Annotated in this window: 18 protein-coding genes and 2 pseudogenes; 15 read left to right on the forward strand and 5 right to left on the reverse strand. The window is 66.3% G+C overall.

Annotated elements, in window-relative coordinates:
• Positions 1 to 56: 56 nt before the first annotated feature.
• From prfB to B4A72_RS01240, 4 genes and pseudogenes are all read left to right on the forward strand, one after another.
• Positions 57 to 1184, forward strand: a complete 1128-nt coding sequence (prfB, locus tag B4A72_RS01225) for a peptide chain release factor 2 (RefSeq protein ID WP_292958902.1) — start codon at positions 57 to 59, stop codon at positions 1182 to 1184.
• Between the two features lie 110 nt (positions 1185 to 1294).
• Entirely contained in the window at positions 1295 to 2284 is a 990-nt protein-coding gene (locus B4A72_RS01230) for an aldo/keto reductase (protein WP_292958900.1), read from the forward strand.
• A gap of 189 nt (positions 2285 to 2473) precedes the next feature.
• A complete protein-coding gene (locus tag B4A72_RS01235; RefSeq protein WP_292977977.1) occupies positions 2474 to 3541 on the forward strand; it encodes a patatin-like phospholipase family protein in 1068 nt (355 codons plus the stop codon).
• A 70-nt stretch (positions 3542 to 3611) separates the two neighbouring features.
• A pseudogene (locus B4A72_RS01240) lies at positions 3612 to 4420 on the forward strand (IS5 family transposase).
• On the opposite strand, the gene B4A72_RS01245 reads toward B4A72_RS01240, so the two are convergent.
• The 4 genes from B4A72_RS01245 to B4A72_RS01260 all read right to left on the reverse strand — a co-directional run bounded on the left by B4A72_RS01245 (position 4417) and on the right by B4A72_RS01260 (position 7413).
• On the reverse strand, positions 4417 to 5109 hold the full coding sequence (locus B4A72_RS01245; protein WP_292977978.1) for a DUF502 domain-containing protein: 693 nt from the start codon (positions 5107 to 5109) through the stop codon (positions 4417 to 4419). The pseudogene B4A72_RS01240 and the gene B4A72_RS01245 sit on opposite strands and share 4 nt — an antisense overlap.
• Before the next feature lie 31 nt (positions 5110 to 5140).
• Entirely contained in the window at positions 5141 to 6061 is a 921-nt protein-coding gene (locus B4A72_RS01250) for a pseudouridine-5'-phosphate glycosidase (RefSeq protein ID WP_292977979.1), read from the reverse strand.
• A 126-nt stretch (positions 6062 to 6187) separates the two neighbouring features.
• Positions 6188 to 7069 (reverse strand): PfkB family carbohydrate kinase, encoded by an 882-nt coding sequence (locus B4A72_RS01255; RefSeq protein WP_292958892.1) that lies wholly within the window; start codon positions 7067 to 7069, stop codon positions 6188 to 6190.
• A complete protein-coding gene (locus B4A72_RS01260) occupies positions 7066 to 7413 on the reverse strand; it encodes an ArsR/SmtB family transcription factor (RefSeq protein ID WP_292958890.1) in 348 nt (115 codons plus the stop codon). Before B4A72_RS01260 ends, B4A72_RS01255 begins: the two co-directional genes overlap by 4 nt.
• 194 nt (positions 7414 to 7607) lie before the next feature.
• Here B4A72_RS01260 and B4A72_RS01265 point away from each other — a divergent pair, with 194 nt between their 5' ends.
• From B4A72_RS01265 to B4A72_RS01285, 5 genes are all read left to right on the forward strand, one after another.
• Positions 7608 to 7955: an AtpZ/AtpI family protein gene (locus B4A72_RS01265; protein WP_292958888.1), complete on the forward strand. Its 348-nt coding sequence runs from the start codon at positions 7608 to 7610 to the stop codon at positions 7953 to 7955.
• A gap of 47 nt (positions 7956 to 8002) precedes the next feature.
• The gene (locus tag B4A72_RS01270) at positions 8003 to 8710 is read left to right on the forward strand and encodes a F0F1 ATP synthase subunit A (protein ID WP_292958945.1); all 708 of its coding nucleotides are present in this window, start codon (positions 8003 to 8005) and stop codon (positions 8708 to 8710) included.
• 66 nt (positions 8711 to 8776) lie between these two features.
• On the forward strand, positions 8777 to 9013 hold the full coding sequence (locus B4A72_RS01275) for a F0F1 ATP synthase subunit C (protein ID WP_292958886.1): 237 nt from the start codon (positions 8777 to 8779) through the stop codon (positions 9011 to 9013).
• A gap of 74 nt (positions 9014 to 9087) precedes the next feature.
• On the forward strand, positions 9088 to 9708 hold the full coding sequence (locus tag B4A72_RS01280) for a F0F1 ATP synthase subunit B' (protein ID WP_292958885.1): 621 nt from the start codon (positions 9088 to 9090) through the stop codon (positions 9706 to 9708).
• Entirely contained in the window at positions 9705 to 10268 is a 564-nt protein-coding gene (locus B4A72_RS01285; protein WP_292958883.1) for a F0F1 ATP synthase subunit B, read from the forward strand. Before B4A72_RS01280 ends, B4A72_RS01285 begins: the two co-directional genes overlap by 4 nt.
• Positions 10269 to 10651: 383 nt before the next feature.
• On the opposite strand, the gene B4A72_RS01290 is transcribed toward B4A72_RS01285, so the two are convergent.
• The gene (locus B4A72_RS01290) at positions 10652 to 11338 is read right to left on the reverse strand and encodes an OmpA family protein (RefSeq protein ID WP_292958881.1); all 687 of its coding nucleotides are present in this window, start codon (positions 11336 to 11338) and stop codon (positions 10652 to 10654) included.
• Between the two features lie 229 nt (positions 11339 to 11567).
• Between B4A72_RS01290 and nth the strand changes: the two genes are divergently transcribed.
• From nth to B4A72_RS01320, 6 genes and pseudogenes are all read left to right on the forward strand, one after another.
• Positions 11568 to 12221, forward strand: coding sequence for an endonuclease III (nth, locus tag B4A72_RS01295; protein ID WP_292958879.1), 654 nt, complete (start codon positions 11568 to 11570; stop codon positions 12219 to 12221).
• Positions 12218 to 13231, forward strand: coding sequence for an adenosine kinase (locus tag B4A72_RS01300; protein ID WP_292958877.1), 1014 nt, complete (start codon positions 12218 to 12220; stop codon positions 13229 to 13231). The genes nth and B4A72_RS01300 overlap by 4 nt, the downstream gene beginning before the upstream one ends.
• A 425-nt stretch (positions 13232 to 13656) precedes the next feature.
• Positions 13657 to 15507 (forward strand): ABC-F family ATP-binding cassette domain-containing protein, encoded by a 1851-nt coding sequence (locus tag B4A72_RS01305; protein WP_292958943.1) that lies wholly within the window; start codon positions 13657 to 13659, stop codon positions 15505 to 15507.
• A 122-nt stretch (positions 15508 to 15629) separates the two neighbouring features.
• The gene (locus B4A72_RS01310; protein ID WP_292958875.1) at positions 15630 to 16376 is read left to right on the forward strand and encodes a MipA/OmpV family protein; all 747 of its coding nucleotides are present in this window, start codon (positions 15630 to 15632) and stop codon (positions 16374 to 16376) included.
• A 100-nt stretch (positions 16377 to 16476) separates the two neighbouring features.
• On the forward strand, positions 16477 to 16884 hold the full coding sequence (locus B4A72_RS01315; RefSeq protein ID WP_292958873.1) for a hypothetical protein: 408 nt from the start codon (positions 16477 to 16479) through the stop codon (positions 16882 to 16884).
• Positions 16885 to 16915: 31 nt separating this feature from the next.
• Positions 16916 to 17482, forward strand: a pseudogene (locus B4A72_RS01320) (IS5 family transposase); the annotation flags it as partial.

Consider the following 17482-nt stretch of genomic DNA (forward strand, 5'->3'; position numbering starts at 1 on the left):
TGTTCCCGTCCCGCCCCCGCGTTATCTGTCGCGCCTGAATTCCAGGGGGTTCTGCCATGCGCGCCGAGACGCAGTCCACAATCGACACGATCCGCAGATCGCTGAGCCTGCTGGGCCAGCGGCTGGACTGGCAGACCGCGCCGCACCGTCTGGAAGAGATGAACGCCATGATCGAGGATGGCGATCTGTGGTCCGATCCGGCGCGCGCGCAGAAGCTGATGCGCGAGCGGCAGGCCCTGTCCGATGCGATCGAGACCTATCGCCGGATCGAGGGCGATCTGTCGGCGAATGCAGAGATGGTCGAACTGGCCGAGGCAGAGGGCGATGCCGATCTGGTCGCCGAGGCCGAGGCGAACCTGAAATCGCTGGCCGAACTGGCCCGGCAGAAAGAGCTTGAGGCGCTGCTGAACGGCGAGGCGGATGGCAATGACACCTTTCTGGAAATCAACGCAGGCGCGGGCGGCACGGAAAGCTGCGACTGGGCCGCGATGCTGGCGCGGATGTATGTCCGCTGGGCCGAGAAGAAGGGCTATGAGGTCGACCTTCTGTCCGAGACCGGCGGCGACGAGGCGGGCATCCGAAGCGCCGCCTACAAGATCAGCGGGCGCAACGCCTATGGCTGGCTGAAATCCGAAAGCGGCGTGCACCGGCTGGTCCGCATCAGCCCCTATGACAGCGCGGCCAGGCGGCATACCTCGTTCTCGTCGGTCTGGGTCTATCCGGTCGTGGACGACAATATCGAGATCACCGTGCCCGACAACGAAATCCGCATCGACACCTATCGGTCCTCGGGCGCGGGCGGGCAGCATGTGAACACGACCGACTCGGCGGTGCGGATCACCCACCTGCCGACCGGGATCGTCGTGACCAGTTCGGAAAAATCGCAGCACCAGAACCGCGCCAACGCCATGGCAGCGCTGAAGGCGCGGTTGTATCAGATGGAACTGGATCGTCGCAACGCCGAGGTCAACGCCCAGCACGCGGCCAAGGGCGAGGCCGGCTGGGGCAATCAGATCCGCTCCTACGTGCTGCATCCCTACCAGATGGTCAAGGATCTGCGCACCTCGGAAGAGACCAGCGACACACAGGGCGTTCTGGACGGCGATCTGGACGCCTTCATGGCGGCGACGCTGGCGCTGGATGTCGCGGGCAAGACCCGGGCCGAGGCGCAGTCCGACGATTGATCCCGCCGGCGTCGAAGCCGCGCTTCGCCGGGATCAGGCCGAAAGAAGCCTTCGCGCGGCTTGCGGCCGCCCCGGCGTCAGGGTTTGATCGCGGCGCGACAAGGCGGGGGATGCGGATGCAGAAGCGGCAACTGGGGCAGAATGGTCCGATGGTGGGGGCGGTGGCCCTTGGGACGATGAATTTCTGCGGCACCTATGGCGAGACGACACAGGATCAGGCCCTGCGCTGCATGGCGGAATGTCTGGACCTGGGCGTCGATCATTTCGACACGTCGAATGTCTACGGAATGGGCCGGGCCGAGGATTTGCTGTCGCGGTTTCTCAAGCATCACCGCCACCGGGTCGTTCTGGCCAGCAAATGCGGGATCACCCGCAATCCCGATCACCCTTTCGACAATTCCGCGGACCACATGCGGCAGGCGCTGGAAGATTCGCTGCGGCGGCTGGGGGTCGAGCGGATCGATCTCTATTACTTGCACCGCCACGAAGTCGCGCGCCCCATCGAGGAGGTGATGCAGGTGTTGCTGCGGTTCCGCGACGAGGGCAAGATCGGTGCCGTGGGATTGTCCGAGGTTTCGCCCGCGACATTGCAGAGGGCGCGGGCGGTGGGGCCGGTCGCGGCGGTGCAGTCGGAATATTCGCTGTGGACGCGGCAGGTGGAACTGGGGATGTTGCAGGCGACGGGTCGCGGCGATGCGGCCCTTGTCGCGTTTTCGGCCTTGGGACGCGGCGTGTTGTCCGGCGCCATCCCCGATCCCGCGACATTCGGCAAGACCGATCTGAGGCAGGCGATGCCGCGCTTTTCGGCCGAGAACTGGCCGCATAATCTGGTCAGGCTGCGAGCGTTTCAGGACTTCGCTCGCGATATCGGCCATGATCCGGCAAGCCTCGCGATTGCCTGGCTCTTGTCGCGCGGACCGCATGTCATCGCGCTGCCCGGATCGCGCAGTCCCGATCACATGCGCGCCAACGCCCTTGGCGCGACGCTGGATCTGACGCCGGATCAGATCGCCCGGATCGACCAGATCCTGCCGGTCGGCTGGGCGCACGGCGCGCGCTACGGTCCCGCCATGTCCAACGGACCGCAAGCCTATTGCTGAGCGCGGCGGCCCCCCGCTGGCCGGATCGCGTGGCTGGCTGGCGGCCCCGATCCATGGCCGTCGCGCGGATGACCCGGCCTTCACGGCAGGGATTGCGGCGGTGGCGGCAGCCAATCCGGCCGGACAAGGCCGGACTTGCGCCGGGATCGGGCTTGGTTATGCTGCGGGTGCGAAATGGCGGATCGTGGCATGAAAGAGACAAGCATCAATCTGGCCCTTCAGGGCGGAGGCGCCCATGGGGCCTTCGCCTGGGGCGTCCTGGACCGGCTGCTGGACGAGGATTGGCTGCGCATCGCGGGGATCAGCGGCACCTCGGCCGGGGCGCTGAACGGGGCCGCGCTCAAGGCCGGCCTGTCGGCGCATTCGGGACCCGCCGGCAGGCTCGCCGCCCGGCGCAACCTGGACTACCTGTGGTCCGAGGTCGGGCAGCTTTCCGACAACCGCCTGGTTCGCTGGATGAATTCGCTGATGCCGATGCCGCGCGGAATGCACCGCCTGACCGAGATGTTCTCGCCCGCCGCATGGCTGGACAATCTGACCCGCATTTTCAGCCCCTATGATTACGGACCTTTCTACGTCAATCCGCTGGGGCCGGTGTTGCGCGAATTGCCGCATTGCGATTTCGGCAACAGGCGGGGCCCCGAACTGTTCGTCGCCGCCACCAATGTCCGCACCGGTCGCATCCGGGTCTTTACCGGCGAGGCGGTGACGCCCGACGCGGTGATGGCATCGGCCTGCCTGCCGAACCTGTTCCGCGCGGTCGAGATCCGCGATCCGGCCACTGGCAAGCTGGATGCGTTCTGGGATGGCGGCTTCACCGGCAATCCGGCGCTGTTTCCATTCTATCAGCCGCGCTTTCCGCGTGACATCGTGATCGTCAACATCAATCCGCTGATGCGCGACGGGGTGCCGAAGACACCGGTCGAGATCGCCGATCGGGTCAACGAGATCAGCTTCAACTCGTCGCTGATGGCGCAGCTTCGCGCCATCAACTTCGTCAAGAAGCTGCACCAGGAGGATCGGCTGCACGATCGCGTCATGGCCAATCCGCTGATCCACATGATCCTGGACGACACGCTGATGAATGACCTGACCGCGCGGTCCAAGATGATGCCCGCGCCCGGCCTTCTGGCGCGGATGAAAGAGGCTGGACAGGCCGCCGCCGACGGATTTCTCGATGAACATGGCGATGCCCTGGGCGATCGCGACACGGTCGATCTGCGGGCGCTGTTCGCGGGATCCGAGGTCGTGGGCTAGGTCATGCACTCATAAATGACTAGCGGCGTTTGAGCTTTGCTGATTCATTCCTTGCAAAGAGGAGAGCAGCTTGTCCCAACGTCGCTACCAATTGACCGATTTCGAGTGGTCTGTCATCGCGCCACTTTTGCCGAACAAGCCGCGCGGGGTTGCGCGGGTCGATGATCGTCGGGTCCTGAACGGCATCTACTGGCGGCTCCGGACCGGTTCTCCCTGGGCCGACATCCCCGAGCGCCATGGCCCCTACACCACGTGTTATAACCGCTTTGTCCGTTGGGCGCGTCTGGGTGTATGGGATCGGATATTCGAAGCTGTGTCAGCGGCTTACGAAGGTTCGGAACAGTCGGTGGACAGGTCCTCGATCCGCGTCCACCAGCACGGAGCCAACGCAAAAACGGGGGCAAAGCGCCCGCCGGCCCCGCCGGTGTGGGTGACTTTCGAGCCGTCTGCATGGGGCGCTCGCGGGGCGGCCTGACGACCAAGATCCACGCCGTCACCGATGCCCAGGGCCTGCCGATCACCCTCAAGCTGACCGCCGGGCATGCCCATGACGGTCGGTCTGCCGACGACATGCTGGGCACGATCGGATCGGGCCAGACCCTGCTCGCGGACGCGGCCTAGGACAGCAATCGGTTGCGCGATCATCTCGCGCGGGTTGGCGCGAAAGCAGTCATCAGACAGATCCCACGACGCTCCGCCCCGCCGCCGCTGGACAAGAACACCTACCGCCGTCGCAACCGGATCGAACGGTTCTTCTCAAAGCTCAAGCATTACAGGGCGATAGCGACCCGATACGAGAAACACGACGCCAACTTCCTCGCACTCGTCAAACTTGCCGCAACACGCATCTGGTTGCGCGCTTATGAGTCGGTGACCTAGCCGTTCCTGTCGCCCGCCCTGTCCTCGCGCGGCGTGGTCTTGGACGACTGCGCCGGATAGACCAGCCCGGCCGAGATGATCAGCTTGGCCGCATCCTCGACCGACATCGACAGGATCGTGACGTCGCTGGCCGGGACGTAGATCAGGAAGCCAGAGGTCGGGTTGGGCGTCGTCGGCACGAAGACGGCAATCAGGTCATCGGCGGTGCGGCTGACCAATTCGCCCTTGGCCGGCCCGGCGACAAAGCCCAGGGCCCACAGGCCCTTTCGCGGATATTCGATCATGCAGGCGCGGTCGAACCGGGCCTCGTCCTGCGACAGGATCGTCTCGGCGATCTGTTTCACCGCACCATAGACGGATCGCACGATGGGCATCCGGGCCACGATCCGCTCGCCGGTGCGCAGCAGCGCGCGACCGACCCAGCCCTTGGCGACCCAGCCGATCAGCACCGTGAACAGCAAAAAGAAGACGACGCCGACCCCGCGCAGCGGGATGCCGATGTAATTCTCGGGTCGCCAGCGCGGCGGCACCATCGGCAGGACCCAGCTGTCCATCCAGCCGGTCAGCGTCCAGATCAGCCAGACCGTGATCCCGATCGGCGCGACCACGACCAGCCCGGCCAGAAAGTTCGACCGCAGCATTCCCAGAAGTCCCGGGCGTCTTGGAGGCAGGGCAGGGTCCATGCGCATGAGGAATGGATCGGGCGGCTTGGCCGGGCGGTCAAGCCGCTTTCGCCATCGCGGCAGCGATTTCGGCCGCCAGTCGCGCATTGTTCAGCACGAGGGCGATATTGGAGTGCAGCGAGCGTCCCTCGGTCAGTTCGAAAATCCGTTGCAGCAGGAACGGTGTCACCTGCTTGGCGGCGATCTTCTGCGCTGCGGCCTCGGCCAGCGCCTGTTCGATCACCGGCATGATCCGATCGCGCGGGATCTCGGCCTCGTGGGGGATCGGGTTGGCGACCAGTTGGCCACCCGCCAGGCCCAGCCGGGCGCGCATCGCGGCGGCCCTGGCGATCTGGTCCGCGCTGTCCATGCGCAGCGGCGCCGGAATACCGCTGGTCCGCGACCAGAAGGCGGGCAATTCGTCCTGCGCATAGGCGATGACCGGCACGCCCAGCGTTTCCAGCACTTCCCAGGTCTTCGGCAGATCGAGGATCGCCTTGGCGCCGGCCGCCACCACGGTCACCGGGGTCCGGGCCAGTTCCTGAAGATCGGCCGAGATGTCGAAGCTGGTCTCGGCCCCGCGATGAACGCCGCCAATGCCGCCGGTGGCAAAAACCCGGATTCCCGCAAGCGCGGCGCAGATCATGGTCGCGGCGACGGTGGTCGCGCCGGTCCGGCCATCGGCCACGCAGACCGCCAGATCGGCGCGACTGAGCTTCATCGCCCGTTCGGGCGGGGTCCGGGCCAGGTCCTGCAGCGCCGTGTCGGTCAGGCCGATATGGATCCGTCCGCCCATGACGGCGATCGTGGCGGGCGTCGCGCCGGCTTGCCGGACCACCGCTTCCACCTGCCGCGCCATGTCCAGGTTTTGCGGAAAGGGCATGCCGTGGGTGATGATGGTCGATTCCAGGGCGACGACGGGATCGCCGGCATCCAGGGCGGCAGAGACTTCGGGCGAGAAGGTCAGGGGGGCAGTCATGATACGGCTTTCAGATGGGCTTCGACGAACAGGGTGCAGAGGGCCGCGCCCGACTGGCGGTGTGAACGCGCGCCGGCTGGTTCTGCCTCGGCGGCATGGTGGCGGACGGGTACCGGCAACGGTGTTTCATGGCACGTCGCGCCCCGAGACGTGGGCGGCCGATGCCTCGACCGCCCGGCGCAGCGCGTCGCCGCGTGGCTGGGCCTTCAATTCGGCAGCCAGATGCGCGGCGAGGAAGCAATCGCCCGCGCCGGTCACGCGCGCCACCGTCACATGCGGCGGGGCGCAGGTCAGGGTCGGTGCATTGGCCATCGCCTCGGCCGCCGGATGCGCGCCGTCGGTGACCAGGACACGGGCCGCGCCGCGCGCCACCACGGCCTCGGCGGCAGCGGCGGCATCGGGGCAGGATCGGCCGGCAAGAATCTCGGCCTCCAGCCGGTTCAGGTAGAAACAACCGCGGCGGGCGGCGATCAGCGGTTCCAGCCGCTCGGCCTTGCCGGGACTGGCGGGCACGATCCGCAGGTCGGCCCCTGCCAGACGCGGATCGCGGGCGATCGCGGACAGCAGATCCTCGGTCAGGTTGCCGTCCAGAACCACGGGCGCCGTCCAGCCCGCCAGATCGCCCGACAGCGGCGCAAGGATCGCGCCGCCCGCCCGTTCCAGCGAATGGGCGTCTGCGATGGCCGCGATCAGGCCCTCGCTGTCCTCGATGCCCATGTAGCAATCCGTGGGCAGGCCGGTTTCGCGCGACAGCCAGCCGGTCAGCACGCCCAGCCGCTGGGCCTCGGCCACCAGCGCGCAGCCCTCGGGGTCGCGACCGACCGCCGACAGCACGGCGGGGGCCAGGCCCCGGCGGGCCAGGGCCACCGCCACGTTCAGCGCCACTCCGCCCGGCAGGTGACGGATTCGGCCCGGAACGTCGGCGCCCGGCGCCATCCGGCGTGGCGCGCGCCCGATCACGTCCCACAGCATCGCGCCGATGCACAGGATGTCGGGGCGGTCGGTCATTCTTCGGTCCATTCCTTCATCTCGGCTTTCAGAAACCGTTCGAAATCGTCCAGATCGACGGGATCGAACTGACCGAAACCCTGCATCCAGACCGAGGCGCGACGCATCCCGTCGGGATCCAGCATGCACCAGGTGATCCGGCCGCGCCTCTCCTGCCGGATCAATCCGGCCGCCGCAAGCACCGTCAGATGTTTCGAGATCGCCGCAAGGCTCATCTCGAAAGGATGCGCAACGTCGCTGACGGCCATGTCGTCCTCGAGCAGCATCGACAGGACCCGGCGCCGCGTCGGATCGGCCAGCGCGGCGAAGATCAGGTTCAGGCGGTCGGGATCCGGGAGGGTCATGGCTTTCCGGGCTGGCAAAGGTCAACTGCGCGGTTGAATAATGTCCGCGCGCGGGCGCGATTGCAACCGCCGCGCATCCCTGCCCGAAAATAGAAATGTCGTTTCCATACAAACCATTGCGCATCTTTCCCGGTTGCTTGACTTGGCTGCCAAACCACCCTAGACACCGCACGGATAACAAGGGGGCAGCAGAGATGGCCGAAGGGCCCCGGACCGGCAGCGACAGAGAGGACGAGGCCTCTCGCTTGCGCGATCTGGAGGAACGGCTGTCGAAGCTGACGCCCAAGCCGAAGGCCGACGCGCCGATGGCGGGCCATGACCAGGCCCATCTGGCCTGGCGCATGGTGATCGAGATCGTGGCCGGGATCGGGATCGGCTTCGGGATCGGTTACGGGTTGGATTATCTGCTCGGCACCACGCCGCTTCTGATGATCCTGTTCATTTTCCTCGGCTTCGCGGCCGGCATCAAGACGATGATGCGCACCGCAGCCGAACTTGACCGCAAGCCCGGCCCCGCGCCGGAGACCGAGAAGAGGGATTGACCGTGGCATCCGATACGGAGAAAGAAACCGGCCTTGTCTTCCATCCCATGCAGCAGTTCGAGGTCAGTCCGCTTTTCGGCGATGGCCCGGTCCACTGGTATACGCCCACCAATGTGACGCTGTGGATGGCGATCGCTGTGCTGGCGATCACCGCGCTGATGGTTCTGGGCACGCGCGGCCGGGCCATCGTGCCCAACCGCCTGCAATCCGTGGCCGAGCTGGCCTATGGCATGATCCACAAGATGGTCGAGGACGTGGCCGGCAAGGATGGGCTGAAATATTTCCCCTATATCATGACGCTGTTCATGTTCATCGTGTTCGGCAACATGCTGGGCCTTCTGCCCAAGTCCTTCACCGTCACCTCGCATGTCGCCGTCACCGGCGTTCTGGCGCTGGCCGTCTTCATCAGCGTCACCACCATCGGTTTCCTCAAGAACGGGACCGCGTTCCTGGGCCTGTTCTGGGTGACATCCGCTCCGCTGGTGCTGCGCCCCGTCCTGGCGCTGATCGAGCTGATCTCGTATTTCGTCCGCCCCGTCAGCCATTCCGTTCGTCTCGCCGGAAACATGATGGCCGGTCACGCGGTGATCAAGGTCTTTGCCGGCTTCTCGGCCATCGCCGTGATCTCGCCGCTGTCGATCCTGGCCGTGACCGCGATGTTCGGGCTGGAACTGCTGGTGGCCTTCATCCAGGCCTATGTCTTCACGATCCTGACCTGTGTCTATCTGAAGGACGCGCTGCACCCGTCGCACTAGGCGCCGGCCGGCCGTCAGGTCAATCCATCCGCCAATTCATCACTTCCAACCGCAAGGAGATTCATCATGGAAGGCAATATCGCTCAACTGGGTCAGTATATCGGTGCCGGTCTGGCTGCCATCGGTTCGGGCGTGGCCGCCGTCGGTGTTGGCAATGTCGCCGGCAACTTCCTGTCCGGCGCCCTGCGCAACCCGTCGGCCGCAGCCGGCCAGACCGCGACGCTGTTCATCGGCATCGCCTTCGCGGAAGCTCTGGGGATCTTCGCGTTCCTCGTTTCGCTTCTGCTGATGTTCGCGGTCTGATCCCACGCCATCCTTGCGGCGGGGTGAGGGCCGACGCCTTCGCCCCTTCGTGACCCGAGAGGCCAGGGGGTTACATGATAAGCCTGTTGCAAGAGGCCGCGACGACCGTGGTCGAACAATCCCAAGGCGCCGCAGCCGCGTCAGAGCATGGCGGGGCAACTGCGCAAGCCGCCGCGGCTGCCGGCGAGGCTAGCGCGCCCGGCATGCCGCAGCTGAACTTCGACACGTTCCCGAACCAGATCTTCTGGCTCGCGATTTCGCTGGTGGTGCTGTATTGGGTTCTGTCGAAAATCGCGCTGCCCCGGATCGCGGCCGTCATCTCGGACCGTCAGGGCGCGATCACCGGGGATCTGATGGCGGCGGAAGAGTTCAAGCAGCGCGCCAAGGATGCCGAGGCGGCCTATGACAAGGCGCTGGCAGAGGCCCGCGGCGAGGCCGGAAAGATCGTCGCGGCCAACCGCGCCGAGATCCAGAAGGAACTGGATGCCGCCATCGCCCATGCCGATGCGGAAATCGCCGCGCGCGTGTCGGAATCGGAAAAGCGCATCCGCGAGATCCGCGATTCCGCCCAGGCCGATGCCCGTCAGGTCGCCCGCGAGGTGACCGCGCAACTGGTCGAAACCTTCGGTGGCCAGGTTGATCAGGGCGCCGTCGATCAGGCTGTGGACAACCGTATGGAGAGGGCGTTGCAATGAAGAAAACCGGCATCATCGCCGTATTTGCGGCAGGCGCCGCCGGACCGGCCGCCGCGGCACCGGGGTCGTTCTTCTCGCTCGGCAATACCGACTTCATCGTCACCATTGCCTTCCTGATCTTTGTCGGCATCCTGATCTACTACAAGGTGCCCACGATCATCGGCGATCTGCTGGACAAGCGCGCCGGTGGCATCCGCAGGGATCTGGACGAAGCCAAGCGTCTGCGCGAGGAAGCGCAGGAAATCTATGCCAGCTATGAACGCCGGCAGCGCGAGGTTTCGGGGCAGGCGGACCAGATCATCGCCAATGCCAAGCGCGAGGCCGAGGCGCAGGCCGCCAAGGCCAAGGAAGATCTGAAGATCTCGATCGAGCGTCGCCTGAAGGCCGCCGAGGAACAGATCGCCAGCGCCGAAAGCGATGCGGTTCGTGCCGTCCGCGACCGCGCGGTCCGCACCGCCGTCGCCGCCGCATCCGAACTTCTGGCGCAGCAGGTCGCCGCAGGGCAGCGGTCGGCCGGTATCGATGACGCCATCGAAGACGTGGCGCGTCGCCTGAACTGAGCCTTTCGTTCAGTCGGACAGTGAAAAACCCCCGGCCGCATGGCCGGGGGTTTCCTCGTCCGCGTCTCGCGTCTGCTCACACGGACGAATCGGCCGGCCACCGACATGCGGCGATCGGGCTGTGGCGGCATGCCCGGGCGGGTCGGATGTCCGCGCCGAACCTGCACAGGGCTCGCCCGGGGCCGGCTGTCCGATACGGGGCAGGTGCGGCTTTTACAGCGATCGCCTCCACCAGACCACAACTCTTCGCGCGTCGGAGGGTTCGCGACGCAACGTCGTGGCGCGGATTTCCGCGATTTCTTGCCGGTCGGTTGCCCGGAAATTCAACATGAAAGGGCCGGTCGAAACCGGCCCTTGCCAATCCTGTGTTCCGTCCTCCGCGATCAGCGGGTCGGGCGGATCAGAATTTCGACACGGCGGTTCTGCGCCTTGCCCTGCGCCGTCGCATTCGAGGCAACGGGTTGGCTTTCGCCGCGACCCACGGCCACGACGCGCGCGGGCGACACGCCGCCTGCCGTCAGGATGCCCGCGACCGACCGGGCGCGGCGTTCCGACAGATCCTGGTTATAGGCGGCGCTGCCGGTATCGTCGGTGTGACCCACCACCTCGACGCGGCTGTCGGGATACTGGTTCAGGTTGCGCGCGACAGCATAGAGATCGTTTTGCGCCGGGCCAGAGACGGCGGCCGAATCGGTGGCGAACAGAATCCCTTCGGGCAGGGTCACCTGCAGATACGAGCCGCGGTTGACGATCTGCACGTTCGGGTTCTGCACCGCCTGTTCCAGCGCGGCCGCCTGGCGGTCGAGGATATTGCCCGCGACGGCCCCTGCCGCCGCGCCGAGGATCGCGCCCCGTGCGGCGTCGCGGCCGCGGTTGTTCTTGTCCTCGTCGCGCGTGCCACCCAGCACGGCGCCGATCGCCGCACCGGCCAGGGCACCTTGCTGGGTGCGGCTCAGGCCGCCGGGGCCTGTGCCGGCGCCGGACGTGCCGCCGTTCAGCGAGGGATCGGTGCAGGCGCCGAGGGCGATCAGGCCCGATGCGGCGAGGATCGTGGTGACGCGAATCTTCATGGGATTCCCCTTCCTTGTTCGTCAAGGCCCTTGCCTGGCGCCGGGCCGAAGACCAGCGGACCCCGCGCGGGACCGCCTTCCAACGCGCGTCACGCTGTCGCAGTTCCCGCCGGAAGGAAAGTCACGTCCGCGTGGAAGTGGCTGGATTGTCGGCACAATCCGGTGAGAATCGCGACGCGGGAACACCTGGCTTGCAAAGCCGCGCGACCGGCGTCACAAGCACCGCGTCATGGCCCGTCTGCCCGCCCCCTTGCCCTTCGATCAGCAGGTCGCGATCTTTTCGCGGCTGCGCGAGGCCAATCCCCGGCCCGAGAGCGAACTGAATTTCTCGAATCCCTTCACGCTGGTCGTGGCCGTCGCGCTGTCGGCGCAGGCGACCGATCTGGGGGTGAACAAGGCCACGCGGGAATTGTTCGCGGTGGCCGACACGCCCCGGAAGATGCTGGATCTGGGGCTGGATGGCTTGACCGGGCATATCCGGACCATCGGGCTTTATCGGCAGAAGGCCAGGAACGTCATCGCGCTGTCGCGAATCCTGGTCGAGGAATATGGCGGCGTCGTCCCCGACAGCCGCGCTGCGCTGATGAGCCTGCCTGGGGTCGGTCGCAAGACCGCCAATGTCGTGCTGAACAGCGCCTTCGGTCAGCCGGCGCAGGCGGTGGATACGCATATCTACCGCGTCGGCAACCGCACCCGCATCGCGCCCGGCCGCGACGTGGGCGAGGTCGAGCGCGCGATCGAGGACAACGTTCCCGCCCGCTTTCAGCGCCACGCCCATCATTGGCTGATCCTGCATGGGCGCTATATCTGCCAGGCCCGCCGCCCCCGCTGCGGCATCTGCATCTTCCGCGACCTGTGTCCCTATGAGGAGAAGACCGAATGACCACGCCCTATGTCATCGGGATCGGCAATGCGGTCATGGACGTGATCGCGCCCACAGACGAGGCGCGGCTGGGCGCGCTTGGCGTGACCAAGGGGATCATGCAGCTGATCGAACGCGACAGGTCCGAATATCTGATGGCCGCCCAGGCCGACGATCACGGGCCGGGCCGGGCGCAGGCGCGGCTGGTGCCGGGCGGCTCGGTCGCCAACACGCTGGCGGGGATCGGCGCGTTGGGGCTGAAGACCGCCTTCATCGGCCGCGTGGCCGAGGATGCCCTGGGCCTTTCCTATGCCGAGCAGACCGAGGCTGCGGGGACGGTCTTTGTCAACCCACCGGTTGCGGGTGACGCGCTGCCGACCTCGCGCAGCATCATCCTGGTGACGCCGGATGGCGAACGCTCGATGAACACCTATCTGGGCATTTCGGCCGAACTCGGCCCCGACGACGTGAACCCGTCGGTCTTTCAGGGTGCCGGATGGCTGTTTCTGGAGGGCTATCTTTTCGACAAGCCGAAGGGAAAGGAGGCGTTCCTGAAGGCCGCCGATTGCTGTCACAAGGCGGGCGGACAGGCGGGCATCGCGCTGTCGGATCCGTTCTGCGTCGATCGGCACCGCGAGGATTTCCGCCGGCTGGTCGCGGGACCGATGGATTACGTGATCGGGAATGTCCATGAATGGACCTCGCTTTATCAAACCGAGGATCTGGAGCAGGCCCTGGCTCTGGCCCGCGCCGATTGCGACACCGTGATCTGCACCCGCTCGGGCGAGGACGCGATCCTGATACGCGGCGACGAACGGGTCGGGGCGGCGGTCCACAAGGTCGTGCCGGTGGACGCGACGGGGGCGGGCGATCAATTCGCGGCAGGGCTGATCCATGGATTGGCGCTTGGCGCGCCACTGGAGGTCGCCGGCCGGATGGGCTGCATCGCCGCCGCGGAGGTGATCAGTCATGTCGGTCCGCGCCCCGAACGCGACATTCGTGCGCAGTTCCGCGCCGAAGGCCTGATCTGAGGCAGGATTTCCTGCGTCCCGCGACGGCGGGGGGCCAGCCCCCCGCGCCCCCCGGGGTATTTGCTCACGGAGAACGAGGGCGCACCCGGGCTGGAGTTGGCGCGGTTGTGACCGATTGGCCGCCTGCGGCCTGGATGGCGATTCTGCCGTGCGCCAGTCCTGGATCCGGTCGATGCGGATATCCCACGGTGATTTGAACATTCCGCCCTCTGCCCCGGCGCCAGCCCTTTGGCCGAGGGCCGTGAGCGAACCTGAATGGCCGCCGCGCATCTGCAAGGCAGCGTCGTCTTGCGCGGGGCGGTTTCATGTCCGGTCTGACGGCGATCGGTCCGATCGCGGGCTTCGCCGGTCCGACGCATGAGCGTGGGCGCATGGCCACCCCACCAGGCATTGACGACCCGCTTGCCTTGCGCCATGTCGCGCGGATGCTGCGCATCGATGACATCTTCTATTCCATTCAGGGCCGGCCGCTTTTCGAGGCGGCCTCGGCCACCATTCCCGAAGGCCACAAGGTCGGCCTTGTCGGCCCCAATGGCGCCGGCAAGACCACGCTGTTCCGGCTGCTGCGCGGCGAGATCGCACCGGACGGGGGTGAGATCGCGCTGCCCAGCCGTGCCCGGATCGGCGGTGTGGCGCAGGAGGCGCCGGGAACCGCGCTGCCGGTGCTGCAAACCGTCCTGGCCGAAGATCGCGAACGGTCTGCCCTGCTGGCCGAGGCAGACCGCGCCACCGACGCCCATCGCATCGCCGAGATCCAGACCCGGCTGACCGATATCGACGCATGGTCGGCCGAGGCTAGGGCGGCCTCGATTCTGGTTGGGCTGGGCTTTTCGCCCGCCGATCAGGCCCGCCCGACCAGCGATTTCTCGGGTGGCTGGCGGATGCGCGTGGCCCTGGCCGGGGTGCTGTTCGCGCGGCCCGACCTGCTGCTTCTCGACGAGCCGACGAACTATCTGGACCTGGAAGGCGCGTTGTGGCTGGAGACCTATCTGGCCCGCTATCCCCATACCGTCATCATTATCAGCCACGACCGCGACCTGTTGAACCGCGCCGTGGGCCATATCCTGCATCTCGAACAGCGCAAGCTGACGCTTTACACGGGCGGCTATGACGATTTCGCCCGGCTTCGGGCCGAGAAGCGGGCGCTTCAGGCGGCCGAGGCAAAGAAACAGCACGCCCGGCGCGCGCATCTGCAAAGCTTCGTGGACCGCTTTCGCGCCAAGGCCAGCAAGGCGCGGCAGGCGCAGGCACGGGTCAAGATGCTGGAGAAGATGCAGCCCATCACGGCGCCGGAAGAGGCCAGGTTCCATCGTTTCGGCTTTCCCCAGCCCGAGGATCTGTCGCCGCCCATCGTGGCGATGGAGAATGTCGCCGTGGGCTATGGCGATCGCGCGGTGCTGCGGCAGCTGAACCTGCGCATCGACCAGGACGACCGGATCGCGCTTCTGGGCCGGAACGGGCAGGGCAAATCGACCCTGTCGAAGCTGCTGGCCGAAAGGCTGGACGTGATGGCGGGCAAGCTGATCCGATCGGGCAAGCTGCGCGTGGGCTATTTCGCCCAGCATCAGGTCGATGAGCTTTACCTGGACGAAACCCCCATCGACCATGTGCGCCGCCTGCGCCCGGACGAGGCTCCGGCCCGGCTGCGCGCCCGGCTCGCGGGATTCGGGCTGATGGAGGCGCAGGCGGAAACCCGCGTCGGGCAATTGTCGGGCGGCCAGAAGGCGCGGCTGTCGCTGCTGATTGCGACCATCGACGCGCCGCATCTTCTGGTCCTGGATGAACCTACCAACCATCTCGACATCGAAAGCCGCGAGGCGCTGTCCGAGGCGCTGAACGATTATACCGGCGCGGTGGTGCTGGTCAGCCACGACATGCACCTGCTGGGGTTGGTCGCAGACCGGCTGTGGTTGGTCAACGAGGGCGCGGTAACGGCCTACGAGGGTGATCTGGACGATTATCGCCGTTTCCTGCTGTCGGGCGATGACGACCCCAAGCCGAAGGCCGAGACGTCGAAACCCGCCCCCAGGCGCGCGCCGCGCGATGAATTGCTGTCGCTGCGGTCCCAGGTCCGGCGGGCCGAGGAAAGGGTGCAGAAGCTGACCGAGATGCTGGAAAAGCTGGATGTGAAACTGGCCGACCCGTCACTTTACAACGATCCGCACGAAGCGCGGAAATGGTCCCTGAAACGCGATGAGGCGACGCAGGCCATGGCGCGGGCCGAAACACTGTGGCTGACCGCGCTGGAAAACCTGGAAGCCGCCGAAACCGGTTGATTCTGTTGCCAGGATGCGCGCGCGTCGCGGCCATCCGCGCGGATTGTGAGGCACCGGCTTGTGCGACGGCCCGATTCGCCCGTAAAGAGAGTTCAGATAGTCATGCCGACGGATTTTGCTTGATGAAAAAGCTTCTGCTTGCCGCGCTCTTTGCAGCACCCTTGGCCGCGCCGGCGCTGGCGCAGGATTTCGGCGCGACCGGCGGGCGCGACTTCTCGGTCGAACTGGGGCTGGGGGTGCAGGGCAAGCCGACCTATCCGGGCGCAGAGGATGCCGAGGTCTCGCCCTGGGTAATCTGGCAGAACGCGCGGCTGGGCGGCGCCGGCGGCGAGAAGCAGGGCTTTTCGATCGCGCCGTCGCTGGGTCTGGTCGGCCCGCGCGATCCTTCCGACGATGCGGCGCTGGCCGGGCTGGACAAGATCGACCGTTCCTATGAGGTTGGGGCCAAGGTCAGCTATGGTGCCGGGCCTGTCACCGCCTATGGAACGCTGCGGCGGGGCTTTGGCGGCAACGAGGGCTTGACGGGCGAGGTCGGCGCGACCTACCGGACCGATCTCAGCGACCGCGTGACGTTGTGGTCGGGGCTGGAGCTTGGCTACGGAAACGACGACTACAACGGCACCTATTTCGGCGTCTCGCCCTCCGAGGCGATCGCCAGCGGCTATTCGACATACAGCCCCGGCGGCGGATTCAATTCCGCCGCGATCAAGTTTCGCGCGCGCTACGCGATCAACGACAAGACCGCCATCCTGGGCGAGGTTGAATATGGCAAGCTGATTGGCGATGCGGCGGATTCGCCCATCGTGCAGGATGATTACCAGCCCGCCCTGCGACTGGGCATCGTGCGCAAATTCTCGTTCGGGTTCTGATCGGATCGGCTGGTCCGGCAGGCAAGGCTTCCTCGGTGGTGTCGCGGCACGCTGACCGTCGCCGGACCCGGGACCCTTCGAGGGGCGGAATGGTCGCGCCATGCCGATTCGCATTCCGGTCCTCAGGCAGAAAGAGCGAGCCGTTTCCGAAGCAGCGGCAAGATCGGCACAATTGCGCAAAGGCTTATGCGGCCTTCCGGACCGCGTGACCGTCAAACGCACTTCGCTTGAAAAGCAAAGCCAGATGGAAGTCATCTGGCCGCTTCAGCGTGATCGTGAACAGCGTCATGCCCTGGTCGAAGCCCAGCCAAAGGACCGCCAGACGCTCCGGGTCGATATTCGGGCGGCGCGCGACCGACATGCTGCGGTTCTACGCGAGTTGCATCATGACCGAACAAACTATCGCATGATGAAGCTAGGGCTGGAGCCCTTGGCGAAGCGCGCCTTCTCCCCGCTGAAGCGCATGATGGATACAGCCGCAAAGGCTGTGTCGCCGGTGATGGCGTAGCGCCAGCCGCGCGGCCGTAGGTGACGCTGTCCACCTTGCGGACAAGGGTATCGGCTTGCGCTCGGGGACGCTGGTGGATGCAAGGATCATAGATGCGCCGTCCTCGACCAAGTCGGGCGCCCGTGACCCCCAGATGTTGTCCACGAAAAAGGGCAACGACTGGTATTTCGGCATGAAGGCGCACATCGGCATCGATGCCTACAGGGGCGTGACGCACGGCCTCGAGACCTCGACCGCCAGGCTGCACGACAGCCAGGTCTGGGACGAACTGCTGCATGGGGAGGAAGGCTCGGTCTGGACCGACAAGGGATATGTCAGCGCCGAGCGCGAGGCCGAGTTCAAGGGGCCAGGCAAGCTCTGGGGCGTGATGCGCAGGGCTCCCAAGGGGACCAATTGCATCCCGTCGATGCGCGGATTGACCGGATCATCGCCAAGGTGCGCGCCAGGGCCGAGCATTCCTTCCGGGTGATCAAGCGCCAGTTCGGCGGCGCGAAGACCCGATACCGCGGCCTCGCCAAGAACCCCGCCCAACTGCTCACGCTGTTCGCGCTCGGCAACCTGTTCCTGGCGCGACGGGTTAGCGTCCGAGGACGTGGTG

This window comes from Paracoccus sp. UBA5162 (assembly GCF_002413585.1).
In the GTDB taxonomy this organism is placed as follows: Bacteria; Pseudomonadota; Alphaproteobacteria; order Rhodobacterales; family Rhodobacteraceae; genus Paracoccus.

What these genes read in the sequence shown, in the direction of transcription:
- prfB (WP_292958902.1), top strand. Translation starts at nt 57, where the DNA reads ATGCGCGCCGAGACGCAGTCCACAATCGACACGATCCGCAGATCGCTG.
- B4A72_RS01230 (WP_292958900.1), top strand. Translation starts at nt 1,295, where the DNA reads ATGCGGATGCAGAAGCGGCAACTGGGGCAGAATGGTCCGATGGTGGGG.
- B4A72_RS01235 (WP_292977977.1), top strand. Translation starts at nt 2,474, where the DNA reads ATGAAAGAGACAAGCATCAATCTGGCCCTTCAGGGCGGAGGCGCCCAT.
- B4A72_RS01245 (WP_292977978.1), bottom strand. Translation starts at nt 5,109, where the DNA reads ATGCGCATGGACCCTGCCCTGCCTCCAAGACGCCCGGGACTTCTGGGA.
- B4A72_RS01250 (WP_292977979.1), bottom strand. Translation starts at nt 6,061, where the DNA reads ATGACTGCCCCCCTGACCTTCTCGCCCGAAGTCTCTGCCGCCCTGGAT.
- B4A72_RS01255 (WP_292958892.1), bottom strand. Translation starts at nt 7,069, where the DNA reads ATGACCGACCGCCCCGACATCCTGTGCATCGGCGCGATGCTGTGGGAC.
- B4A72_RS01260 (WP_292958890.1), bottom strand. Translation starts at nt 7,413, where the DNA reads ATGACCCTCCCGGATCCCGACCGCCTGAACCTGATCTTCGCCGCGCTG.
- B4A72_RS01265 (WP_292958888.1), top strand. Translation starts at nt 7,608, where the DNA reads ATGGCCGAAGGGCCCCGGACCGGCAGCGACAGAGAGGACGAGGCCTCT.
- B4A72_RS01270 (WP_292958945.1), top strand. Translation starts at nt 8,003, where the DNA reads ATGCAGCAGTTCGAGGTCAGTCCGCTTTTCGGCGATGGCCCGGTCCAC.
- B4A72_RS01275 (WP_292958886.1), top strand. Translation starts at nt 8,777, where the DNA reads ATGGAAGGCAATATCGCTCAACTGGGTCAGTATATCGGTGCCGGTCTG.
- B4A72_RS01280 (WP_292958885.1), top strand. Translation starts at nt 9,088, where the DNA reads ATGATAAGCCTGTTGCAAGAGGCCGCGACGACCGTGGTCGAACAATCC.
- B4A72_RS01285 (WP_292958883.1), top strand. Translation starts at nt 9,705, where the DNA reads ATGAAGAAAACCGGCATCATCGCCGTATTTGCGGCAGGCGCCGCCGGA.
- B4A72_RS01290 (WP_292958881.1), bottom strand. Translation starts at nt 11,338, where the DNA reads ATGAAGATTCGCGTCACCACGATCCTCGCCGCATCGGGCCTGATCGCC.
- nth (WP_292958879.1), top strand. Translation starts at nt 11,568, where the DNA reads ATGGCCCGTCTGCCCGCCCCCTTGCCCTTCGATCAGCAGGTCGCGATC.
- B4A72_RS01300 (WP_292958877.1), top strand. Translation starts at nt 12,218, where the DNA reads ATGACCACGCCCTATGTCATCGGGATCGGCAATGCGGTCATGGACGTG.
- B4A72_RS01305 (WP_292958943.1), top strand. Translation starts at nt 13,657, where the DNA reads ATGCTGCGCATCGATGACATCTTCTATTCCATTCAGGGCCGGCCGCTT.
- B4A72_RS01310 (WP_292958875.1), top strand. Translation starts at nt 15,630, where the DNA reads ATGAAAAAGCTTCTGCTTGCCGCGCTCTTTGCAGCACCCTTGGCCGCG.
- B4A72_RS01315 (WP_292958873.1), top strand. Translation starts at nt 16,477, where the DNA reads ATGCCGATTCGCATTCCGGTCCTCAGGCAGAAAGAGCGAGCCGTTTCC.